This is a genomic window from Streptomyces humidus, assembly GCF_014649655.1.
GTDB lineage: Bacteria > Actinomycetota > Actinomycetes > Streptomycetales > Streptomycetaceae > Streptomyces > Streptomyces humidus.
The window spans coordinates 148,469-170,537 of record NZ_BMTL01000023.1 but is presented as its reverse complement, the minus strand read 5'-3'; the positions used below and the strand labels follow the sequence as shown (position 1 = coordinate 170,537).

Sequence of the window (22,069 nt, the reverse complement as noted above, 5' to 3'; positions counted from 1 at the left end):
GGATCACCCGCTGCTGCGACGGACCGTTCGGCGCCGTCAGCCCGTTCGACGCCCCGTCGGAGTTCACCGCACTGCCCCGGATCACCGCCAGCACCGGGTGCCCGAGCCGCTGGGCGTCGGAGAGCCGCGCCAGCACGAGCATGCCCACGCCCTCGGACCAGCCGGTGCCGTCCGCCGCGGCGGCGAACGCCTTGCAGCGGCCGTCCGGAGCGAGTCCACGCTGCCGCGAGAACTCCACGAAGCCGTCCGGCACGGGGATCGCCATCGCGCCGCCGGCCAGGGCAAGCCCGCACTCGCCGCCCCGCAGCGCGGTCACCGCGTTGTGGATCGACACCAGCGAGGACGAGCAGGCCGTGTCGATGCTGACGGTGGGCCCCTCCAGCCCGAGGACGTAGGAGATCCGGCCGGAGGCGACACTGGTCAGCATCCCGGTCATGGCGTAGCCCTCGGTGCCCGTCGCCGTGGCGTCGACCATGGAGGCGTAGCCGGTGTAGGGCACGCCGACGAAGACCCCGGTGTCGCTGCCCTTCAGCGAGCGCGGGTCCATGCGGGCCCGTTCGACGGCCTCCCACGTGGTCTCCAGCAGCAGCCGCTGCTCCGGGGCCATCGCCAGCGCCTCGCGTGGCGAGATCCCGAAGAACGCCGGGTCGAAGCCCTTGACGTCGCTGAGGAACCCGCCTTCGCGGGCGGAGAACTTGCCCGCCGCGTCCGGGTCCGGGTCGTACATGCCCTCCACGTCCCAGCCGCGGTCGGTGGGGAAGGCGCCGATCGCGTCGACGCCGTCGGCCGCCAGCCGCCACAGGTCCTCGGGCGAGGAAACGTCGCCGGGGTAGCGGCAGCCCATGCCCAGGATCGCGATGGGCTCGGACCGGCTCGACTCCAGCTCGTCGACCCGGGCCCGCGCCTTCTGCAGGTCGGCCGTGACCCACTTGAGGTAGTCGAGGAGTTTCTCGTCCTTGTTCATTTGGCCACCGCTCACTTGGACACCGCCCGAATCGAGTTCTCCAGTCCTGCGGCGGGGTCCGGCTCGGCCAGCACCGCTGAGCCGAGCCGTCCCGCCAGGTACAGCGCGAGATGCAGGCGCAGGTGGTCCTCCCGCAGGGACCGCCCGAGCAGTTGCTCCGCCTTCTTCACCCGGTAGACCACGGTGTTCTTCGCGATGTGCAGGTGCTTGGCCGTCACGGCCACACCGCGCTCGTTGTCCAGCAGACACCGCACGGTCTCGCGCAGCGCGGCCATCGTCCGGGTGTCGGCGGCGAGCGGACCGAGCTCGCGGCGTACGAAGTCGGCGGTGGCCTCGGCGTCGTCGCCGAGCAGTATCACGAGCTCCAGGTCGCCGTAGTCGCACAGCCCGGACGGGCCGGACCGGGCGATGCGGCCGACGCGCTCCGCGGTGACCGCCTGCTCGTGGGAGCGTCGGAAGCCGTCCAGGCCGTCGCCCGGCAGCCCGGACGCCACGTGGATGTGCGCGGGCAGTTCCACGGGCTTGCCGGAGCGCCGCAGTTCCACCGGGCGGTCACTGGCGCGGCCGCCCCAGGCCCACAGCCGTCCCGGGCCCGCCGGGAGCAGGAGCATGGAGGAGCAGCCGGCCTGGTCCAGCAGGCGCAGCGCCGTGGTGTCCAGCTCGTGTCCGCCGTCCGGGGTGATCTCGTCCTGCCACAGGACCAGCGCGATGTGGTGCAGCGTCAGCTCGTAGCGCAGCTGGAGCATCGCCTTCCGCGGATCGACGGGCTTGCCCTTCAACATCGCCGACACCAGTTCGAAGCGTTCGCCCACCGGCCCGGCGAACCAGCGGTTGCGTTCCGCGGCGAACTTCTCGGTGACCGCGGCGGAGAGGGTCTCCATTCCTTCGAACAGGTCGGCCGAGATGGACCGCATCATGGCCGGCTGGTCCTCGGTCGGGACGGCCTCCTCGCAGAATTCGAATAACTCGCTGGTGAAACTCGCGTGGGTCGCCCGGACATACCGCAGAAGATGGTCCACGGTCGTGCTGTCCGCGATGCGCTCGCGAATGGCGTTGGTGAGCTCGGCGGAAAGGAGTCCGCTGATGGCCCGCACGCCGCTGAGCCGCAGGACGACCCACAGGGCTATCGACTCGACGAGCCGCGTCTCACTGCCGGATCTCGGGTCCAGGCGGGCGAAAGGCTCTCCCGCCAGTTCGGCGAGCAGCAGTCGGCTGTTCTCGATGGCCCAGCCCGTCGCGCCCGATCCGACCCTGCGGACGACCTCGTCGACCAACTGCGGATTCGTCGCCGGTAAATGCATTAACGAATCGTCGGCGGGGCGCAGTAGGTGCAGCAGAGAATAGGTGGAGGTGATGTGCGGTTGTGAGGGGACCATAGCCTGTGATATCGGGTAGCCTGACAACGAGAAGCCTCCCGGAAATCGAACGCGACCGGACGTCGGCAGCCTTACACGGAGCACCTCGCGGCGGGTAATCCTCCGGTAATTGAAACCTTGTTGCGTAATTACCGGGCAGTGGGCGGGGACTGTCGCGCGGCGCGCTACCTTGCGGTGCGCGGTCCACTGATCGACAGTGACTGAGGAGTTCTCGTGAGCAAGCCGGCCACACAAGACGTCCGGATCGACGCGGCAGCGGGCCCGGTGCCCTGGGTGCTGTCCGCGCGCAGCGCGGCAGGCCTGCGCGGCCAGGCGGCCCGGCTGCTGGGCAGGCTCGAGTCCGACCCGGCGTCCGACGCCGTCGGCCATGCCGTCGAGGTGGGCCGGTCGCTGGTGGCGGCCGGCGCCGCCTTCGAACACCGGGCCGTCGTGCTGGGACGCGACCGTGCGGAGCTGCTCGCGGGGGTGCGGGCGCTCGCCGAGGAGCGGAGCGCGCCGAACGTGGTCAGCGGGCGGGCCGCTCGACAGGCCGACGCCCGGCCGGTGTTCGTGTTCCCCGGCCAGGGCACCCAGTGGGCCGGCATGGCCGTGGAACTGCTGGACGCCTCGCCCGCCTTCGCCCGGGAGATCCGCGCCTGCGAGCAGGCGCTCTCGCCGTATCTGGAGTGGTCCCTCGAAGACGTGCTGCGTGCGGCGCCGGGAACCCCGCCGCTGGACCGGGTCGACGTCGTCCAGCCCGTGCTGTTCTCGATGATGCTGTCGCTGGCCCGCCTGTGGCGCGGCTTCGGCGTCGAACCCGGCGCGGCGGTCGGTCATTCGCAGGGCGAGATCGTGGCCGCGCACGTCGCCGGCGCGTTGTCCCTTGAGGACGCGGCACGGATCGTCGCGCTGCGCAGCCAGGCCCTGACGAAGATCCGCGGCCGGGGCGAGATGCTGACCGTGCTGGCCCCCAACGACCGGACGCGAGCGCTGCTCGCCGACTGGGAGGGCGTGCTGTCGGTGGCCGCGGTGAACGGTCCGGCCACCATGACGGTCTCGGGCGACGCCGGCGCGATGGCCGAGTTCGGCGCCGCGCTCTCCGCGGCCCGGATGATGCGCTGGCGGGTGCCGGGGGTGGACTTCGCCGCGCACTCGGCGCACGTCGAGGACCTGCGCCCGATCCTGCTCGACCTGGCGGCCGACGTCGTCCCCGTGCGCGGCGAGGTGCCGTTCTACTCGACGGTGACCGGCGGGCGCGTCGACACCGACGGGCTGGACGCCGAGTACTGGTACCGCAACCTGCGCCAGACGGTCAGGTTCGACGACGCCGTCCGCTCCCTGGTCGCCGACGGTCACACGCTCTTCGTCGAGTGCAGTGCCCAGCCGGTGCTCAGCGTCGGCATGCAGGACACCGTCGAGGAACTCGGCGGCTCCGCCGTGCTGCTGGCGACGCTGCGCAACGAGGACGGTGGCATGGGCCGCTTCCTGGCAGCGCTCGCGGAGGCGTACGTGCAGGGCGTCGCGGTGAACTGGACGGCCGCCTTCGCGTGAGGTCCCCTTCCCGCGGGCCGGCCGACGGGGGAGCGAAGTGACGGCAGTGGTCCTGCCACGCCGAAGCCGTCCGCGATCCGGTGCCCGGCCCCCGCGTGCCGCGCCCCCGGGCGCCGCGCCCGGGGTTTCGACGTCCCTTTGCCAGGCGCGAGTTCATCCGGCGCGGGGCGCGTGAGCCGGTCGCGGGTCGCGGGTCGCCGAGGGCCCTTGAGTCGGTCTTCGTCCGTCGGTCGCCGCGGGAGGCGTGAGCCGGCCGACGGTCGCGGGGCGCGTGGGTTCTCCGGTCACCTGCCGCTCGCCGCGCCCACGCCCGCCCCGGCGTACGCCGTCTGAATTCCTCCGGCCGGACAGGCGGTCGGCCCCGCCGTCGCCGTCCCCCGCCTGTACGCCGGTGCCTCCGGCGTGCCGGACCCCGCCGCCCGGTCCCCTGCTGTGCGGCAGGCGACCGGGCGGCGGGGCCGGGGTGATGTGCCCTACTCGGGCACCCGGCGTGGTCCGTCCGTGGTCAACGGCGCCGTGGCCGCGGTCGGCGGAGCGCTCGCCCGGCCCGCGTTCAGGCGATGCCGCCCGAAGCGGCGCACCAGGGGCCGCTCCACGCACAGGTACAGCACCGTGGAGCACGCCACGGCCGTCAGCAGCAGCAGGAGCGCCAACAGCGAGCCGGCCGTCAGGGAGAACGTGCGTGTGGGGCCGAGGAGTTCGGAGGCCGTCATGACGACGATCCAGTGGACCATGTAGAAGGCGAAGGAGATCTCGCCCAGGAACACCATCGTCGGCCTGCGGAACACCGAGGCGGCGCCCCGCAGGTCCGCGACGGCCGCGGCGGCGATGAGCGGCGCGGTCCAGACGGTCGCCACGCCCGCGGTGCCCGCCAGATACGGTTCGTACTGGGCGATCACGTATCCGGCGACGGCGAGGGCGAAAGCCGGTACGAGACCGATGCGCGGCCACCGTCCCGATGCCACGATCCTGGCCAGAAGAATGCCGAGGACGAATTCGAGGGCGCGGGCCGGCGGGAAGAAGTACACGAACCACACCTGGTCGAAGGAGACTTCACCCGACACCGAGAAGGCCATGAGCCGCGGCTGGTCGTTCACCACGTAGGTGGCGACGAGGAAGACCCCCACGATCAGCACGAGCACCGCGGCGAGCGCCGGCCACAGCCATTCCTCCCGAATGCGACGCAGAACGGGCAGCAGTGCCGGAAAAGCCAGATAGAAGAAGAATTCACAGGACAGCGACCAGGCCACCCCGTTGACGGCGGAACTGGTCCGGATGTCCGGGAACCAGGACTGCTGCATGGTGAGCGACGCGAGCCAGTCGACCGTGCGGGTGGGACGGTCCGTGCTGACCACGAGGACGGCGGCCAGGCCGAAGGTGACCAGATGCATGGGGCCGATCTTCACCAGGCGGCGGCGCCAGAATGACGTGGTCGTGTCGTCCGACCGTGCGGTCCAGGTCAGGACGAAGCCGCTCAGGATGAAGAAGAAGCCGACGCCGTAGGAGCCGGAGAGCGTGAACTTCTCTCTGAGGTCCGCGCCGGTGTCGCCCGTGAAGAGCTGTGGGGTGTACCAGAGCACGTGCGTGGCGAAGACCAGCAGGGCCGCCACGAACCGCAGTCCGGTCAGGGAGGGCAGCCGGGAGGCTCCGGCCTGCGCGGGCGCGAGCGTACGGGCCGTGCGGCTCGGGCCCGTTCCCCGGGTCACCATGTCATCGCCGAGGACCGGAGTCCACGGAGTGCGGACTCGCCGGCGGAATGCGACAGGGATGTACGGGGAGAACGGGGAGAGGTGATCTGCGTTCGGACGGAATGAGCGGACCGGGATATCGGGTAGCCTGACAACGAGTAGCCTCCGTACCGGAAAAGCGGACGCGACTGGGAGTCGGCAGGCTATATGCGCTGTCCTCCACGGTCGGTAATCAGCCGGTAATCGCCCCATTCTGTACGGGCCGGGACCGCCCACTTTCCGGTAATCGCGGATATCGGCGTGACAGACGCCCCCGCTCCCGCCCCGCCCCGCACCGTGGGGCCCCGGACGCTCACCGTGCCACGGCTCTACGGCTCTACGGTCCGCAGGGCCGGCCGCCCCCCCCGGTCGCCCGGCGCGCACCGGCCCTGCGCCCGCGGCCCTCCCTCCCGCGGACGCACGTCCCGATCCCGCGGCGCACACCCCGTTCCCGCGCTGTACCCCCCGCTCCCCGTTCCCCGCGCCGCACATCCCGCACAGAGCTTCGCTCCGGCAACTACCCACGCACGCGCCGCGGTTATATCCTGCGATCCCGTTCTGGGAGCGCTCCCACGCGATGCTGACCGGACCTCGCGCGGAGCGGCCCGCACCTCACCGAGGAGCCTGGACGTGAAACGACGCAGAACCGCCCTGCTCTCCCTCGCGACCCTGCTGGGCGCGGCGCTCACCACGCTGCCCGCGCAGAGCGCCGGCGCCGACGAGGTCGAACAGGTGAGGAACGGCGGCTTCGACACGACCGCCGACCCCTGGTGGACCAGCAACGTCACCGCCGGACTCACCGGGGGCCAGTTGTGCGCGGACGTGCCCGGGGGCACCGCGAACCGCTGGGACTCCTCCATCGGCCAGAACGACATCACCCTGGTGAAGGGCACGACGTACCGCTTCTCGTTCCGTGCGTCCGGGGTGCCCGAGGGGCACGCGGTGCGGGCGATCGTGGGGCTCGCCGTCTCCCCGTACGACACCTGGCAGGAAGCGACGCCGGTGCTGGACGCGGCGGGCGACTCGTACTCCTACACGTTCACCTCGCCGGTCGACAGCGCCCAGGCGCAGGTCGCCTTCCAGGTGGGCGGAAGCGCCGATCCGTGGCGGTTCTGCCTGGACGACGTCTCGCTGCTGGGCGGCGTGCCGCCGGTGGTGTACGAGCCCGACACCGGGCCACGGGTACGCGTCAACCAGGTCGCCTATCTGCCCGCCGGACCGAAGAACGCCACCCTCGTCACCGACGCCGCGGCGAAGCTGCCCTGGCAGCTGAAGAACAGCGCGGGGGACACGGTCGCGCACGGCTGGAGCGTGCCGCGCGGACTCGACGCCTCCTCCGGGCAGAACGTCCACACCATCGACTTCGGCGCCTACCGCAAGCGCGGCGCCGGATTCACGCTGGTCGCCGACGGCGAGACCAGCCGGCCCTTCGACATCGGTGCCGCCGCCTACGAGCAGTTGGGCCTGGACGCCGTGAAGTACTACTACACCCAGCGCAGCGGCATCGCGATCCGCGACGACCTGCGGCCCGGCTACGGCAGGGCGGCCGGCCATGCGGGCGTCGCCCCCAACCTGGGCGACACGAGCGTGCCCTGCCGGCCGGGCGAGTGCGACTACCGTCTCGACGTCTCCGGCGGCTGGTACGACGCCGGAGACCACGGCAAGTACGTCGTCAACGGCGGGATCGCCGCCTGGGAGGTCCTCAGCACCTACGAACGCTCCCTCGTCGCCCGCACCGGCCACCCGTCGCGACTGGGCGACGGCACGCTCGCCCTCCCCGAGAGCGGCAACCACGTGCCCGACGTCCTCGACGAGGCCCGCTGGGAGCTGGACTTCCTGCTGAAGATGCAGGTTCCGGACGGACAGCCGCTCGCCGGCATGGCCCACCACAAGATCCACGACGCGCAGTGGACCGGCTTGCCCCTGCTGCCCTCCGACGACCCGCAGCAGCGTGAACTGCATCTGCCGACCACCGCGGCCACCCTCAACCTGGCCGCGACGGCCGCGCAGGCGGCCCGTCTCTACCGGCCCTACGACAAGGCCTTCGCCGCGAAGGCGCTGTCGGCGGCGCGCAAGGCCTGGACGGCGGCTCTCGCTCATCCGGACGTGTACGCGGACGCGGCCGACGGCACCGGCGGCGGCGCCTACAACGACGACAACGTGACCGACGAGTTCTACTGGGCGGCGGCCGAGTTGTATCTCACCACGGGCGAGCAGCGGTTCGCCGACCACGTGCTCAACTCACCGTTGCACACCGCCGATGTATTCGGCTCCAACGGTTTCGACTGGTCCCGCACGGCCGCCGCCGGCCGCCTCGACCTCGCCCTCGTCCCGAGCAAGCTCCCCGGCCGGGACGACGTCCGCCGCTCGGTGGTGCGGGGCGCCGACAAGTACCTCGCCGCCCTGGCCTCGCAGCCGTACGGCATGCCCTACGCGCCGGAGGGCAACCGCTACGACTGGGGCTCCAGCCATCAGGTCCTCAACAACGCCGTCGTCCTGGCGACCGCCTACGACGTCACCGGCGCCTCGAAGTACCGCGACGCGGCCGTCCAGAGCATGGACTACATCCTCGGCCGCAACGCGCTGAACATCTCCTACGTCACCGGCTACGGTGAGGCCAACGCTCAGCACCAGCACAGCCGTTGGTACGCCCACCAGCTCGACCCGAAGCTGCCGTCCCCGCCGGCGGGAACACTGGCGGGCGGCGCGAACTCGAGCATCCAGGACCCCTATGCGCAGTCCAAACTCCAGGGCTGCGTCGGCCAGTTCTGCTACATCGACGACATCCAGTCCTGGTCGACCAACGAGACCGCGATCAACTGGAACGCGGCCCTGACCCGGATGGCGTCCTTCGTGGCGGATCAGGGATAGTCCCGTCCCGATCGGGAACGAGCCGGGACGGACAGCTTGCGGTACCGTGCGGTCATCATCGTGGCCCTAGGATGACCTGGGGATATTTACGAGTGAGTACCCGCGCGGTACCGTGAACGGCATGCCAGCCCTCAATGTGGAGTTCAGCGATCGCGAGCTGGAGGACCTGCGGCAGATCGCCAAGGAACGCGGCACGTCGATGAAGGCACTCGTGCGGGAGGCGGCCGCGGCCGACATCGCGCGGCATCGGGCGCTCAAGGAGGGCGCGGAGACCTTCCGCAGCTTCTTCGCCTCCCACGCCGAGGAATTCGCCGCCGCTTTCCCGGACGACGAACGCCCCGCCCGCGGTGAAGGGCGGGTCGCCTGACCGATGACGTCCGCAATCCACATCGACGTGCCCTGGCTGCTCCAGCGCCATGAAGAGGTGCTGCCCGGGCATCGCGCCGTCAGCGACTTCTCCGCGCTGGTCGCCGCCGTGGCCCGGCACCGCGTCGACCCGCCCGGGCCGGGCGCGGAATCCGACCCGGCCTGGCGGGCCGCCGCCCTGCTGCACACGCTCACCCTGCTCAGGCCGCTGCCCTCGGCCAACGCCCGCTTCGCCTGTGCGGCGGCGGTGGCGTACATGTGCACCAGCGGCGTCGGCATCGACCCGCCGTACGGCGCGCTCGTCGGCCTCGCCCGTGACCTGCTCGACGGCAAGACCGACGTCCAGGGAGCGGCCGACCGGTTGAGGTCCTGGCAGATAACGGAGCGGCCGACCGATTGAGGTCCTGGCAGATAACGGAGCGGCCGACCGATTGAGGTCCTGGCAGATATAGGGGAGCAAACGGTCTCCGGCCGCCGGAAGCGCGAAGTGCCTCGGGCCGCCGGCCGAGGGCGGGAGGAGCAAGGCCGGCGGCCGTTTCGCGCAGGAGAGCCGCCGTCCTGCGCGGGGCCTCCGAGGAAGTGGCCGGTTCCAGCCAACTACGCGGACCGGTGTGCCGGGAGCGTGCGCGATGCTTCGCTGGGTGTGCGCGTTTCACACGGGGCGCATGAGCGGAATTCGGCCGAGGCGGCAAGGCGCGCCCAAAGGCGCACGGCGCAGCGGGAGTAGGTTTCCGTTATCGACATTCCATCAATAAGCGCGGCTTCGGTCGCCGCCTTGTTGTGCCCGACTTAGTTGTGCAAAGGTGAACCACCCGTGCGGGGGGTCATGGCCGGGTCCCCTGCGTTCGTCGGCGGAGGCGAATTCCCGCTCCCTGCCGCACCGAACAGGTACGTACCAAAGGAATTCGCTCAGTGCCTTCCCCTCAGCCTCCTCTTCCGCCCTACCCCCCGCCCGGCGGGGGGCCCGGAGAATCCGACGAGTTGCTCGCCGCCGGGACCCGCGGCGGCGCGGACAGCGAGGTCGACCGGTCCACCGCCATGCTGATCGCCCGGCACTGGCGGCCGGTGCACGAGTACGCGGTCATCTGCCTCGCCTCCTCCGGAACCGCCGCGTCCATGCTGACCACGGCCGTCTTCCATCAGGTCTTCGACCGGCTCAAGCTGGGCGAACCGGGCACCGCGCTGCGCCCCCGGCTGCTGGTGACGGTGCGGGACACGGCCCGGCTGTGGTCGGCCGACGAGGGGCTGTCCGGGGTGCTGCCCGTGCTGCGCAAGCCGGCCGGCGCCCGGGGGATGCGCAGCGCCAAGTCCATGACCCCGGACAACCGGGTGCTCACGGAACGCTCGTTCCAGGGACTTCCCGCGGTGGCCCGCTGCGTCCTGTGGCATGTGGAGGTCGAGGCCGAACCGGTCACGGTCGCCGCCGGTCTGCTCGGCATGGACACCGAGACGGTGTCCGGCGTCCTCGAACAGGCGCGGGACAAGCTCCGCGAGGGCGTCGTGCGCGCCCATCGGGAACTCGCCCCGAGCAAGGGCTGCCGCTTCCACAACCGGCTCCTCGACGTCCCCATCCGCCGCGGCGGCGACCTGCTGCCGGACGTGCGGCAGCACCTGGACGAGTGCCGCTACTGCCGCTCCGCCGCCGAGCAGCTCGGCCACTTCGACAGCGGCCTGGGCGTGTTGCTCGCCGAGTCGGTGCTCGGCTGGGGCGCCCGCCGCTACCACGACACCCGTCCCGGCCGCGCCAAGCAGCAGACCGTCCGCCTCAAGGGTTCGGCGCGCCACCGCGGCGGCGGCACGCGCGGCCGGGGCGGCAACCTGCTCGCGCGTATTCCCTCGCCCCGCCGACGGGCGTCCGGGACGGCACGGTCGCCGCGTGCGCTGTTCACCGGCGTCGGCCTGGCCTCGGCCGGACTGCTGACGACCCTGCTCGCCACCGGCATGTGGTCGGACGACAGCGGCGCCGACCCGGCCGCCTCCACCAGCGGCAGCGCCCCCGGCGCCGACTCGCAGGCGGCCACTGCCTCGCCGACGGCCCCCGGCACCGCCCGACTGCCCAACCCGCCGGCGCGGACCAGGCTGCGCAACGCGGCCGCCGACCTGTGCCTGGACATCCGGGGCGAGGCGACGGCCGGTGCCGCCGTCCAGCTGGCGGCCTGCTCGTCCGAGGGGACGCAGGAGTGGTCGTACGGCGACGACGGGCAGCTGCGCAGCGCGGCCCGTCCCGACCTGTGCGTGGACTCGCACGCGGACGCCGGCGTGGTCATCCTCGGCGCGTGCGCCGACGCCGCCGACGCCCGCGGCGAGGACATCCGCTACGACCTCACCGTGCAGGGCGAGTTGCTGCCCCGCTGGGACGACGCGCTGGCGCTCGCGACGGCCGGCGAGGGCGTGGGCGCCGACGTCGTCGTCAAGGTTCGTGACCACTCCACCGGCCAGCGCTGGCTCACCGACGTCGCCTCGGCGACCCCCGGCTCCCTCGCGGTCACCGGCACGGACGCGCCGCCCCCGGCCCAGCCGGTCGGTCTCTCGGACGGCACGGCCTGACCCACGGCTCACGGCACGGCGGTGACGCCTCGTCGGCAGGGGTACGGCGTCGCACGGGGCGGGCCGACGTCGCACGGGGTGGGCCAGGGGTCAGGCGGGGTCCTCGACGAGGTCCGCGGGGCCGACCGTGGCCGGGCCGGCGTGGCCGGACAGGGCCAGGGTCAGGTCGAACTCGGCGAGCAGGCAGCGGATCACGTGCTCGACGCCTGCCTGTCCGTCCAGGCCGAGCCCGTAGGCGTACGGACGGCCCAGCAGCACCGCCCGCGCGCCGAGCGCGAGCGCCTTGAAAACGTCCGCGCCGGTGCGCACCCCGCTGTCGAACAGCACGGCCAGCCGGTCGCCGACCGCCCGCACGACCCCCGGCAGCGCGTCGGCGGCCGCGATCGAACCGGCCACCTGGCGGCCGCCGTGGTTGGAGACGACGACGCCGTCCATTCCGGCGTCGGCGGCCAGCCGGGCGTCGTCCGGATGCAGCACGCCCTTGAGGACGATCGGACCGTCCCAGTTCTCCCGCAGGAACGCCAGGTCCGGCCAGGTCTTGCCGGGGTCCGCGAACAACCCGACGAAGCGCATGACGGCCGCGTTCGGGTCCTCGTGCACGGGCTTGGCCAGGCCCGCCCGGAAGGCCGGGTCGGTGAAGTAGTTGGCCGTGCCCACGCCGTGCAGGAACGGCAGATACGCCTGGTCCAGGTCGCGCGGCCGCCAGGCCAGCAGCGGGGTGTCCAGGGTGACGACGAGCACGCTGAACCCGCCCGACTTCGCCCGGCCGAGGAAGCTCCGGGTCACCTCGAGGTCCTTGGACCAGTACAGCTGGAACCAGCGCTCGGCGTCACCCATGACCTCGGCCACCCGCTCGATCGGCGTGCTCGACGCCGACGACAGGATGAACGGCACCCCCTGAGCGGCGGCCGCGCGGGCCGCGGCGGACTCCGCCTCCGGATGCATGATCGACAGCACGCCGACCGGCGCGAGGGCCAGCGGCGCGGGCAGGGCACGGCCCAGCACCTCGACCGACAGGTCCCGCTCCTGGACGTCCCGGAGCATGCGCGGCACGATCCGGCGGCGCTCCAGGGCGGCGCGGTTCGCCCGCGCCGTGCTGCCGTCCCCGGCGCTGCCCGCCACATAACCGACCGGGCCCGGTCCGAGCCGCTGCTCGGTGAGCTCCTCCAACCGGGTCAGGTCGGTGGGCAGCCGGGGTACCGCGCCCGTCATCCCGTTCAGATAGATCTCGTACTGGAAGTCCGCCCAGTGCCTGGCCATCCGTCCGCCCCGCCTCTCGCCGTCCCGTGTCCGCCCTGCGTCGCACTCGCAGGGCGACGATACCGGCGGGTAGCCGTGCGACGGGCCGGGTCCCCGGCGGTCATGCCGGGTCAGAGGCGCCGCCGGACGGTTCCACGGCCTCCACGGGGCCCAAGGCCGCGTCCGGGCCCTGGGCCCGCACGCGCTGGACGTGCTCGAGCGACTCCCGCAGTTCGGTGAGCCAGCCGTCGGTGTGGCGCTGGACCAGTCGCACGCACCAGGCGAGCGCGTCACTGCGGCTGCGGGCCACGCCCGCGGCGATCAGGGTGTCGAGCACCTGGCGCTCGGGCTGCCGCAGCCGGGTCATGACCGGCGCGGCGACATGGGTGAACAAGGTCCGCTCCCCGTCGCACACCACACCCCAGGACACCTTGTGCCGGAACCGGTGCTCGGCGTCGCGGGCCACGGCCATCCGGGTCTCGCGGGTGCGTTCGCGGAACTCCTGGATCCGGGCCTCGACGGCCGCCTTCCGCTCGGCGGCCGGGGCGTCCTCGGCCAGCCGCGGAGCGGTGATGCGGCCGATCACGGTGATCTCCTCGCGATCGGCCGTGACGTCGGTCAGTTCCTCGAAGAGGCCGTCGGGCAGCCGGCCCGCGAACCAGCCTCTCAGCTTCTCGGTCTGTTCTGTCGTAATCATGTAATCACCATTACTCCGCTGGTCGGTGAACGCAAGGGGACGGGAAGGAGTCCGCCGGAAGCGGAAAGGGAGGGCGCGGCGCGGGCCGGAGAGCGACGAGCGGAATGTTTCAGGCCGATTAACGAAGCTATGAGAACCGGTCACGGAGAGGCCCGAAGGGATCATGAAGCGCTTGCTTCCGGCGTTGGAACGTTCGAATCCCGTGACTTCACGCCACTGATTCAATACGCAAGGTTACTGAAACCCATGGGGTCGATGTGAGATTCGGCGGCGGACTCGGCAGACTCGCGCTCGCCGCGTCCGGCACTGATCGGGCCGGGCCGGCACACCCCCGAATCGAGCGGAAGGATGCACACAATGCGGAACACCGCGCGCTGGGCAGCGACCCTCGGCCTGACGGCCGTCACCGTCTGCGGATCCCTCACCGGACCCGCGCTCGCCGCCCCGGCCGCAGCGCCCACCTCCCTCTACGCCCCGTCGGCATTCGTGCTGACCGTGGGCCACGGAGACAGCGCCGCCACCGTCGACGCGGCCCGGGCCGTGACCCTGAACTGCGCCCCCACCCCCTCCGGCACCCATCCCTCCCCGGCTCTGGCCTGCGCCGAGCTGCGTGCCGCCGGCGGCGACCTCGAGGCCTTGGCGGGCCCGAGCGGCGCGGTGTGCACCAGGCAGTACGACCCGGTGGTCGTCACCGTGGACGGCGTGTGGCGGGGCAAGCGCGTCGCCTTCGAGCGTGCCTTCGCCAACGAATGCGTGAGGAACGCTGCCGTGAGCAGCCTCTTCGCGTTCTGAGACCGGGATCACGCGGTCCCCGTGGATGCTGAGAGAGGCTCGTGAAGTGGGGAGTGCGAGCCCCTTGAGCGAGGGACCGTAGTGATCCCGCACCCGGAGGCCGGACGGGCGGAGTGGGGCCCCCGGCCGGCCTCCGGGAACAACGCTTCACCGGAAAGATCCTGAAGGCCGGACCCTGAAGACCGGATCCTGAGCGCGAGCCCCTGAAGGCGGGATCCTGACGAGGGGCTTCAGGACGGTTTGCGCTCCCGGTCGCGGTGGCTCGTGTCGCACCAGGGATAGCGGCGGCTGCGCCGGCAGGTGCACAGGGCCACCCGGAAGCGGTCGGAGGCGACCGTGGTGCCGTCCTCCAGTTCCACCTCGACCGGGCCCTCGACGAGCAGGGGGCCCCGGCGCTGGACGCGGATCCGGCAGGGCCTGTCGGCAGGGGAGTTCGGCACGGACGACCACTTCCTCGTTCTCGTCGGCTGTGGACAACAGGCCCGGCTGAGGCGGGCGGAGCGCTCGGCCCGCCGCAGTACGTCGGCCGGGGCGCCTCGCGAGCCGGGGCGGGCCGCCGGTCCGCCGGCGCCGGTCCCGGCGTCGAGGACGTCGGCGCTCGGCGTCAGCGGTACCCCGGCAGCACCCCTGAAGCAGGTCGGCTTCCTCGGCGGGGCGTGCACGCCAGGGAGCGCCGGGCGATCCGTGCCGCCGGCGTACCCGCGAGTTCACGAGGCATGTGCTTTCCCGCGCTCCTGACGCACGGCGGCCCCGCCGCCCTCGGACTCGTGCGGCGCGGGCCGCAGCGAGGACTCGCCCTTGCGCCAGGCGGCGAGCAGACGGCCGGCGAGGCGGTCCTCCAGGAACCCGGTGACGTCGAGACCGAAGACGACGTCGCCGGCCAGCTGCGGTTCGTCGGCGAGCAGGCCGCCGATCACCTCGTGGCGTACGACCTGCTCGTGCACCGCGTCGGCCTCCACGTGCTCGTCGTAGAAGTGCTCGGAGGCCGGACCCGCGTCCGTACGGCGCATCGCCTCGGCGAGCCGTCGGGAGCCGGGCGAGGAGGTGATCTCCACTGCCGCGAAGTGGCCCACGAGAGCGCCACGGAGGGAGCGGTGCAGCCCGAGGAGGGACATCAGGTTGACCGTGGCCAGCGTCTCGGCGCAGGCGGCGTCCACATAGCGGCCGTACGCGGTGTCCAGTCCCAGGTCCGTCATGAGGTTCGCGAACAGTTGAGCGTGGACGCGGTCGGGGCGGCCGCCGCCCCACTCGTCGAACTCCACCGCCGCCATCGCCGCCTTGGCCCGGCCCGACAGCCGCGGCAGCACCCAGGCGTGCGGGTCGGCCTCCTTGAGGTGGTACAGCGAGCGTTGCATCGCGTACTCGCGCACCTGCCACCGCTCGCCCTCGCCGGACAGGAAGTGGCTGACGCCCGTGCCGTCGACGGGCTCGACGAGCAGGTCCGCGAGGGCGTCGTCGACGCAGGCGTGCACGGGGGTGTCCTCGCGCAGGGCGGTCAGGAACAGATGCTCCAGCGCGGCGCGCACCCGCAGCAGGTCCGGATCCCACTCGCGGTCCGGGGACACGTCCGCGAAACCGCGGTAGTGGAGCTCGTAACAGAGGTACAGAGCCAGCTGGAGGTCGTCGCCGTACGGGGACGCGGCGGCGACGGTCCCGGCCGCCGGGAGCGGCCCCGTGCCCGGGAGATACGCGCGGACCGCTGCGGAGACCGGGCCGCGCGCGGCCGGCAGCCTCGGTCCTCGGGGGTCGTGTGCCATGCGGGCCGGGTACCCCGTGCCCGCACGGCCATCCCCGCGACGTGCGGCGCACCGCCGCCGCCGGCCGTACGGGGCGCCCCCGCCGGGCTCAGTCGCCCTCGGACTCCTCCTGGGCCTGGGCCCGCCGGTCGGTGGTGAGGGCGTCGGCCGCCTCGCCCCTGCGCCGGCGGCGCTCGCCCTCCGGGTCGTCGACGCGCCTCTCGGCGTCCTCTATCTCGCGCAGGACCTCCTCCAGTGAGGTTCGTCGACGGTCCTTGCCGGTGTCGGGCTGCTCTTCGTGGTCGGACACGGCGGGGGTTTCCTTTCGTCGGGGGTGTGGCCGGCCGCGCTGTGCGGCGGACGGACCGCGGGACGGTCAGGGGACGGATGTGCACGCGGGAGCGGCGGCCGGGGCGGCCGCCCCGCTCACCGGCCGCCGGCCGCCGTGCCGGGCGAGACGCAGGGGCACCGGCTCCGCGGGCGTGTCCGGCTCCTCGTCGGCGAGCCGGGCCACCTCGGTCCACCAGGCCGGCCCGTCCTCCATATGGCGCAGCATGACGCCCTCGCGGATCGCCCACGGGCAGACGGTGACCGATCTCAGCCCGGTCAGCTTCATCGCCGTGTGTCCGACCAACGCACCGGCCAGGCTCTGCGCCGCGCGGGGTGCGGAGATGCCGGGCAGCCGGGCGCGCTCGGCCGCGGGCAGGGCGGCCAGCGTGCCGATGGCCTCGCGCAGGTCGCGGCGGTGCAGGGTGCGGTCCACGAAGGGGCCGTGCCGGCCGGGCGCGGCCCCGCACAGCCGCCCGAGCTGCTGGAAGGTGCGTGAGGTGGCCACCGCCGTACGCGGCCCCTCCCAGCGGATCCGGGCGGCCACGTCTCTGAGCTGGTGGCGGATCCGGCGGCGGGCCGCACGCAGCAGTTCCGGGGTCGGCGGGTCGGTCCCGGCGAAGAAGTCGTGGGTGAGCCGGCCCGCCCCGAGCGGCAGCGATGCCACGAAGTCGGGCAGCCGACCCCGGCCGAACGCCACCTCGAACGAGCCGCCCCCGATGTCCAGCAGGGCGAGCGGACCGGAGCGCCAGCCCATCCACCGGCGGGCCCCGAGAAAGGTCAGTTCGGCCTCCACCTCGCCGGGCAGGGTGCACAGGGCGACTCCGGTCCGGGCGCGGACCGTGCGCAGCACCTCGCGCCGGTTGGGGGCCGCGCGCACCACGGCGGTCGCGAAGGCCGGCGGGCCGGTCGCGCCCCAGCGGTCCGCCGTGCGGGCGGCCGCGGCGACCGCGTCGACGAGCCGCTGCACGGCTTCGTCCGGAATCGGGTCACCCGGGGCGACCTGCTCGGACAGCCGCAGCCGCCATTTCGCCGTGTGCACCGGCAGCGGCACGCCGCCCGCCGCGTCCGCCACCACGAGCCGGACGGTGTTCGACCCGACATCCAGAACGCTGATTCTCATGGCCCGCGAGTACCCAGGCGTAAACCTCCGCACCCCGCGTGTGCGCCCTCGACGCGGACCAGCTCCGGCGGCCCCGTCCCTGCCGCCCTCTCAGCATCCGCCGGGAGACGACGCGGTGGGGCCGCCGTCGTGGACGGCGGCCCCTTTCCCGGTGCGGCTCCCGATCCGATGACCCGTCACATGTGGATCACCGGAGCCGCGTCGGCGTCCTGCTGGGGGACGCCGCGGCGGAAGAGCAGGAACGCGATGACCGCGCCCGCCGCGAAGAAGCCCGACGACCACAGGAAGGCGGTGGTGTAGCTCTCGATGGCGGCGTGCGCCTGGACCAGCTTGTTCGTCGGGTCCTTGCCGGCCAGGTAGTCGGTCGCGGCGCTCGCGGCGAGGGTGTTCAGCAGCGCCGTGCCGATCGAACCGCCCACCTGCTGCATGGCGTTGACGGCGGCGGACGCCACTCCCGCGTCCTCGGCGGCCACTCCGCCGGTCGCCATCTGCATGGCCGGCGGCATGATGAGGCCGAGGCCGAGGCCGGTGACGATCAGCTGCGGCAGCACCGCGCCCAGGTAGTGCGAGCCCACGCCGATCGCGGTCAGCCAGGCCATGCCGCCCCCGGCGATCGCGAAGCCCAGCGGGACGACTGTCCGCGGACCCAGGCGCGGCACCAGAACCGTCGTGCCGACCTGCGCCGCAACCATCAGCGCGCCGACCATCGGCAGAAACGCGACACCCGTCTTCGTCGGGCTGAAGCCGAGGTTGAGCTGCAGGTAGTAGGTGAGGAAGAGGAACACGCCGAACATGCCGGCGCCGGAGATCAGCACGGCCAGGAAGGAGGCGGCGCGGTTGCGGTCGGACAGGATGCGCAGCGGCAGCAGCGGGTGCGCCGCCCGCGTCTGCCACCAGGAGAAGGCCGCGAGCAGCAGTCCGCCGACGATCAGGAAGCCCCAGGTCTGCGGCGAACCCCAGTCGTGCGTCTCGGCGTTGGAGAAGCCGTAGACGAGGGCGAAGAGTCCGGAGGCGACCAGGACGGTGCCGGGCACGTCGAGCTTGGAGTTCGCGGCGTCACGGTGGTTGGAGAGCAGGATCCAGCCGCCCGCGAAGGCGACGACGGCGATGGCCACGTTCACGTAGAGCGTCCAGCGCCAGTCGAGCGCGTCGGTCAGGACGCCGCCGAGGAGCAGACCCACCGCGCCTCCGGCGCCGGCGATGGCGCCGTACACGCTGAACGCCCTGGCCCGCTCCCTGGCGTCGGTGAACGTGGTGTTGAGCAGGGAGAGGGCGGCCGGTGCGAGGAGCGCGCCGAAGGCGCCCTGGAGCGCGCGGGCGGTGACCAGCATCTCGAAGCCGTTGGCCGCGCCGCCGAGCGCGGAGACGGCCGCGAAGCCGACGACGCCGATCAGGAAGGCCGTCTTGCGGCCGAAGAGGTCGGCTATCCGGCCGCCGAGCAGCAGCAGGGAGGCGAACGCCAGCGCGTACGCGGTGACGATCCACTGCCGGTTGCCGTCGGAGAAGCCGAGGTCGGCCTGGGCGGAGGGCAGCGCGATGTTCACGATGGTGGCGTCCAGCACCACCATCAGCTGGGCGAGGGCGACGACCGCGAGGATCCACCACTTCCTGGCGGATGCCGCGGACGGCTCCTGTTCGGCGCCCGTGCGGGTGCCGTCCGTCAAGGTCTTCGAAGGCATGGGGAACCACTCCAGGAACGAAGGGCAAAGAACACGTAAACGAAACGGTTTCGTACACATAGAGGCTAGACCAGTTTCAGCGAAACGGCAAAGTTTCGTTAGCGCGCCCCGGCCGGACAGGTCCGGGACGGGGCGGCCGGCACGGCAGGGCACGGCACGGCAGGCGGAGGGGGCTGGCGGGCGGAGGGCACGGCGGGCGGAGGGGGCGGCCGGGGGCCGGAGCCGACTCGGGCGGCCCTCAGGCCAGCTGCCGCCGCACCAGCTCGTGCAGCCGCCCGCCGGTGTCGGCGAGGAGCTGGGCGGGCGGCCCCTGCTGGGCGACCTTGCCGTTCTCCATGACGATCACCCGGTCGGCGTCCAGCACCGTCGACAGCCGGTGCGCGATGACCACCCGCGTGGCGTTCAGCTTGCGGGTGCTCTCGATCACCGTGCGCTGCGTCTCGTTGTCCAGGGCGCTGGTCGCCTCGTCGAAGAACAGGATCCGCGGCCGGCGGATCAGCGCCTGGGCGATCATCAGGCGCTGGCGCTGACCGCCCGAGACCGACCCGCTGCCCGAGACGATCGTGTGCAGCCCCATCGGCATCCGCGCGATGTCCTCCGCGAGGCCCGCCATCTCGGCGGCCGCCATCGCCTCCTCGGGCGTATAGGCCTCCGTGCCGCAGATGACGTCCAGCAGGGAGCCCGTGAACGGCTGGGCGTGCTGGAGCACCACCCCGCACTGACGGCGCACCGCCGACCGGTCGAGCGCGGCCAGGTCCTGGCCGTCGAACAACACGCTGCCGGAGAGCGGCTCGTCGAAGCCGATGAGAAGCCGCAGCAGCGTCGACTTGCCGCAGCCGCTCGGGCCGACGACCGCCACGAACTCGCCCGGCCGCACCTCGAAGGAGACGTCGTCGAGGACCAGGGGACCGTCGTCGGAGTACCGGAACGACAGACGGCGTGCCTCGAGCGCACCGGTCAGCCGGCCCGGGCGGGTGTTCGCCGTGCGGACCTCGGGGGTCGCCTCCAGCACCGGCCGGATCTCCTCGAACAGCGGCAGCGCGGCCACCGCCGACACGAACGCCCCGGTCAGTGAGGTCACCGAGGTCAGCAGCATCGTCATCGACGTGTTGAAGGTGAGGAAGTCCGCCGCGGACAGCGCGCCGCGGGCCGGACCGGCCAGCAGCATGAACATCAGCAGCGAGCAGAGCGGCAGATAGACCGCGCCCAGCACCGTGTTGAGGTTCTTGATCCGGCCGAGCCGCTGCTGCAGCTCACGGCTGCGCGCGAACTGCGCCGCCCAGGCCGCGTAGGCGTAGTTCTCGGCCGCCGCCACCCGCAGCTTCGGCAGCCCGCGCAGCGTCTGGAACGCCTGGTTGTCGAGCTTGTTGGAGAGCACCACGAGCCGCCGCTGCCAGCGCACCTGCCACAGCCCGAGCCCCAGGAACACCGCGGCGACCACCGTGAGCATCCCGACCGCGGCCAGCGCCATCGGCACGCTGTACCAGAGCAGCAGCCCCAGGTTCATGGCGCCGACGGTGACGGACTGCGCCACCGACGGGCCGAGTCCCGCCAGCAGCCGCCGGATCGCGCTGATGCCCATGGCGGCGCTCGCCAGCTCGCCTGTGGAACGCTCGGTGAAGAACTTCGTCGGCAGCCTCAGCAGCCGGTCCCACACGGCGGGTTGGAGCGTCGCCTCGATCCGGCCCTCCATGCGCAGGATGGTCAGGTTCTGCAGCAGCATGAACGCCGCCGCCACCACGCTGCTGATCATCACCGCCAGGCACACCTGCACGATCGGCCCCTGCTGGGCCCTCGGCACGTACTGGCCCAGCACCTTGCCGGTGGCGATCGGCACCAGCGCCCCGATCGCCACCGTCACCAACCCGCTGAGCAGCAGGTTCGTCAGGTCCGGGCCGGTGCCCCGCATGCTGAACCGCAGCAGGCCGAGCGGGCCCGGGCTCCGCTCCGGCAGCGGCCGGTAGAACATGACGGCCCGCGGCTCGAACTCCTCCGCGTTGGCCTTCTCGACCGGAGTCTCCCGTCCGGTGGCGGGATGGACGGCGACATAGCCCCCGCGTCGCCACAGCAGCGCGACCGGAGCCCCGGACAGCGCCCGGCGCCCGACCAGCGGACCCACGTCGTCCCGCCACCAGCGGCCGTCGAGACGGACGGCCCGGGCGCGCACCCGGGACGCCAGGGCGACCCGCTCGACCGGGTCGAGCCGGTCGCTGTCGGCGGCGCCCGTCCGGGCCGGCTCGGTCAGGGTGATCCCGGCGGCCCGGGCGACCAGCCGGCAGGCGGCGAAGGTGGCGTCGGCGTCGGCGGACGTCGAGCGCCGGTCCGGCTTCCCGCCGATCGACGCCAGCAGCGTCCGGTCGGCCTGGGCGCGGACCGCCTCACCCGCCTTGATCCCGGCGGCCGTCCGCGTCTCGTGGCTGCGCTCCAGCTGCTCGATCCAGCGGTCCAGCGCCGTCAGCAGCCGGAACTGCTGGTCGACCACGGACTGCCACAGGGCAGGGTCCATCAGCAGGTCGGCGGCCGCCTCCGCCCCGTACAGCGAGCCGTACCGCACACTGCCCGGCGGCACCTGCATCCAGAACACGTCGTCGTCGTCCCCCGCGCCCGCCCGGCCGCGCACGGGGGAGCCCCCGTCCTCGGCGGCCCCCTCGGCGGCCATCGGCGCCTGGAACAGGATCGACAGGCCGCGGCCCACGCCGAGGGCGAGCGCGTACTCCAGAGGGCTCGAGGCCGGCGGCACGTACCGGGCGTTGCCGTACTCGTCGTAGGACCAGGTCCGGGTGTCCGCGGGCTGGTACAGCTCACGCAGCCCGACCCGGTTCACCACGCAGTCGCGCGACGGCCGGGCGACGAGCGTGTGCCGGGGCCCGGCCACCGGGCCCAGCAGCAGGGCCCCGGCCTCCAGACGGCCCAGATGATGCCAGTGGCCCTGCTGTCCGGCGTCCACCGCGAACAGGTCGAGCGCGCCCGACACGACCAGCCACAGCACCTGCGGACCCTCCAGGTCCAGGCGGCCGAGACCGGCGCAGTCGATCCGCGACCCCAGCTGTCCCAGCGCGGTGAGAACCACGTCGTCCCCGGCTACGGCCGTCATC

At 72.7% G+C, this 22,069-nt stretch carries 17 protein-coding genes; 6 read left to right on the top strand and 11 right to left on the bottom strand.

The genetic code is table 11. The features are described 5' to 3' along the window. Both IE239_RS26085 and IE239_RS26080 read right to left on the bottom strand, forming a co-directional pair. Positions 1-964: beta-ketoacyl synthase N-terminal-like domain-containing protein (locus IE239_RS26085; RefSeq protein WP_190151827.1), on the bottom strand; the 964-nt coding region annotated here is incomplete at its 3' end. Between the two features lie 11 nt (positions 965-975). After that, positions 976-2,265 (bottom strand): PucR family transcriptional regulator, encoded by a 1,290-nt coding sequence (locus IE239_RS26080; protein WP_190151826.1) that lies wholly within the window; start codon positions 2,263-2,265, stop codon positions 976-978. A 288-nt stretch (positions 2,266-2,553) separates the two neighbouring features. Between IE239_RS26080 and IE239_RS26075 the strand changes: the two genes are divergently transcribed. Next, a complete protein-coding gene (locus tag IE239_RS26075; protein ID WP_190151825.1) occupies positions 2,554-3,870 on the top strand; it encodes an acyltransferase domain-containing protein in 1,317 nt (438 codons plus the stop codon). Positions 3,871-4,343: 473 nt separating this feature from the next. Here IE239_RS26075 and IE239_RS26070 read toward each other — a convergent pair whose 3' ends face one another. Further along, the gene (locus IE239_RS26070; protein WP_190151824.1) at positions 4,344-5,579 is read right to left on the bottom strand and encodes an acyltransferase family protein; all 1,236 of its coding nucleotides are present in this window, start codon (positions 5,577-5,579) and stop codon (positions 4,344-4,346) included. A gap of 648 nt (positions 5,580-6,227) precedes the next feature. Here IE239_RS26070 and IE239_RS26065 point away from each other — a divergent pair. The 4 genes from IE239_RS26065 to IE239_RS26050 all read left to right on the top strand — a co-directional run bounded on the left by IE239_RS26065 (position 6,228) and on the right by IE239_RS26050 (position 11,381). Beyond that, the gene (locus IE239_RS26065) at positions 6,228-8,468 is read left to right on the top strand and encodes a glycoside hydrolase family 9 protein (RefSeq protein WP_190151823.1); all 2,241 of its coding nucleotides are present in this window, start codon (positions 6,228-6,230) and stop codon (positions 8,466-8,468) included. Between the two features lie 121 nt (positions 8,469-8,589). Beyond that, positions 8,590-8,835 carry a hypothetical protein gene (locus tag IE239_RS26060; protein WP_190151822.1) on the top strand — a complete coding sequence of 82 codons (246 nt, stop codon included), beginning with the start codon at positions 8,590-8,592 and terminating at the stop codon, positions 8,833-8,835. Between the two features lie 3 nt (positions 8,836-8,838). Then, the gene (locus tag IE239_RS26055) at positions 8,839-9,234 is read left to right on the top strand and encodes a toxin Doc (RefSeq protein ID WP_190151821.1); all 396 of its coding nucleotides are present in this window, start codon (positions 8,839-8,841) and stop codon (positions 9,232-9,234) included. A 512-nt stretch (positions 9,235-9,746) separates the two neighbouring features. Beyond that, on the top strand, positions 9,747-11,381 hold the full coding sequence (locus tag IE239_RS26050; protein ID WP_190151820.1) for a ricin-type beta-trefoil lectin domain protein: 1,635 nt from the start codon (positions 9,747-9,749) through the stop codon (positions 11,379-11,381). A 90-nt stretch (positions 11,382-11,471) separates the two neighbouring features. Here the strand turns inward: IE239_RS26050 and IE239_RS26045 are convergent, their stop codons facing one another. Together IE239_RS26045 and abmR are read right to left on the bottom strand one after the other, a co-directional pair. Next, a complete protein-coding gene (locus IE239_RS26045) occupies positions 11,472-12,641 on the bottom strand; it encodes a lactate 2-monooxygenase (RefSeq protein WP_190151819.1) in 1,170 nt (389 codons plus the stop codon). A 100-nt stretch (positions 12,642-12,741) separates the two neighbouring features. Next, positions 12,742-13,317: an ATP-binding transcription factor AbmR gene (gene abmR, locus IE239_RS26040; RefSeq protein ID WP_190151818.1), complete on the bottom strand. Its 576-nt coding sequence runs from the start codon at positions 13,315-13,317 to the stop codon at positions 12,742-12,744. 357 nt (positions 13,318-13,674) lie between these two features. On the opposite strand from abmR, the gene IE239_RS26035 reads away from it, so the two are divergent. Continuing rightward, positions 13,675-14,109, top strand: a complete 435-nt coding sequence (locus IE239_RS26035; RefSeq protein WP_190151817.1) for a subtilase-type protease inhibitor — start codon at positions 13,675-13,677, stop codon at positions 14,107-14,109. Between the two features lie 230 nt (positions 14,110-14,339). Here IE239_RS26035 and IE239_RS26030 read toward each other — a convergent pair whose 3' ends face one another. The 6 genes from IE239_RS26030 to IE239_RS26005 form a co-directional block, all read right to left on the bottom strand. Then, positions 14,340-14,549 (bottom strand): CDGSH iron-sulfur domain-containing protein, encoded by a 210-nt coding sequence (locus IE239_RS26030; RefSeq protein WP_190151816.1) that lies wholly within the window; start codon positions 14,547-14,549, stop codon positions 14,340-14,342. Between the two features lie 267 nt (positions 14,550-14,816). Continuing rightward, a complete protein-coding gene (locus IE239_RS26025) occupies positions 14,817-15,866 on the bottom strand; it encodes an iron-containing redox enzyme family protein (RefSeq protein ID WP_190151815.1) in 1,050 nt (349 codons plus the stop codon). A gap of 88 nt (positions 15,867-15,954) precedes the next feature. Beyond that, positions 15,955-16,155, bottom strand: coding sequence for a hypothetical protein (locus tag IE239_RS26020; protein ID WP_190151814.1), 201 nt, complete (start codon positions 16,153-16,155; stop codon positions 15,955-15,957). A gap of 66 nt (positions 16,156-16,221) precedes the next feature. Then, positions 16,222-17,295 carry a Ppx/GppA family phosphatase gene (locus IE239_RS26015; protein ID WP_190151813.1) on the bottom strand — a complete coding sequence of 358 codons (1,074 nt, stop codon included), beginning with the start codon at positions 17,293-17,295 and terminating at the stop codon, positions 16,222-16,224. A 176-nt stretch (positions 17,296-17,471) separates the two neighbouring features. Beyond that, the gene (locus IE239_RS26010; RefSeq protein ID WP_190151812.1) at positions 17,472-18,974 is read right to left on the bottom strand and encodes an MFS transporter; all 1,503 of its coding nucleotides are present in this window, start codon (positions 18,972-18,974) and stop codon (positions 17,472-17,474) included. Positions 18,975-19,212: 238 nt separating this feature from the next. After that, entirely contained in the window at positions 19,213-22,068 is a 2,856-nt protein-coding gene (locus IE239_RS26005) for an NHLP bacteriocin export ABC transporter permease/ATPase subunit (protein ID WP_190151811.1), read from the bottom strand. Position 22,069: the final 1 nt, after the last annotated feature.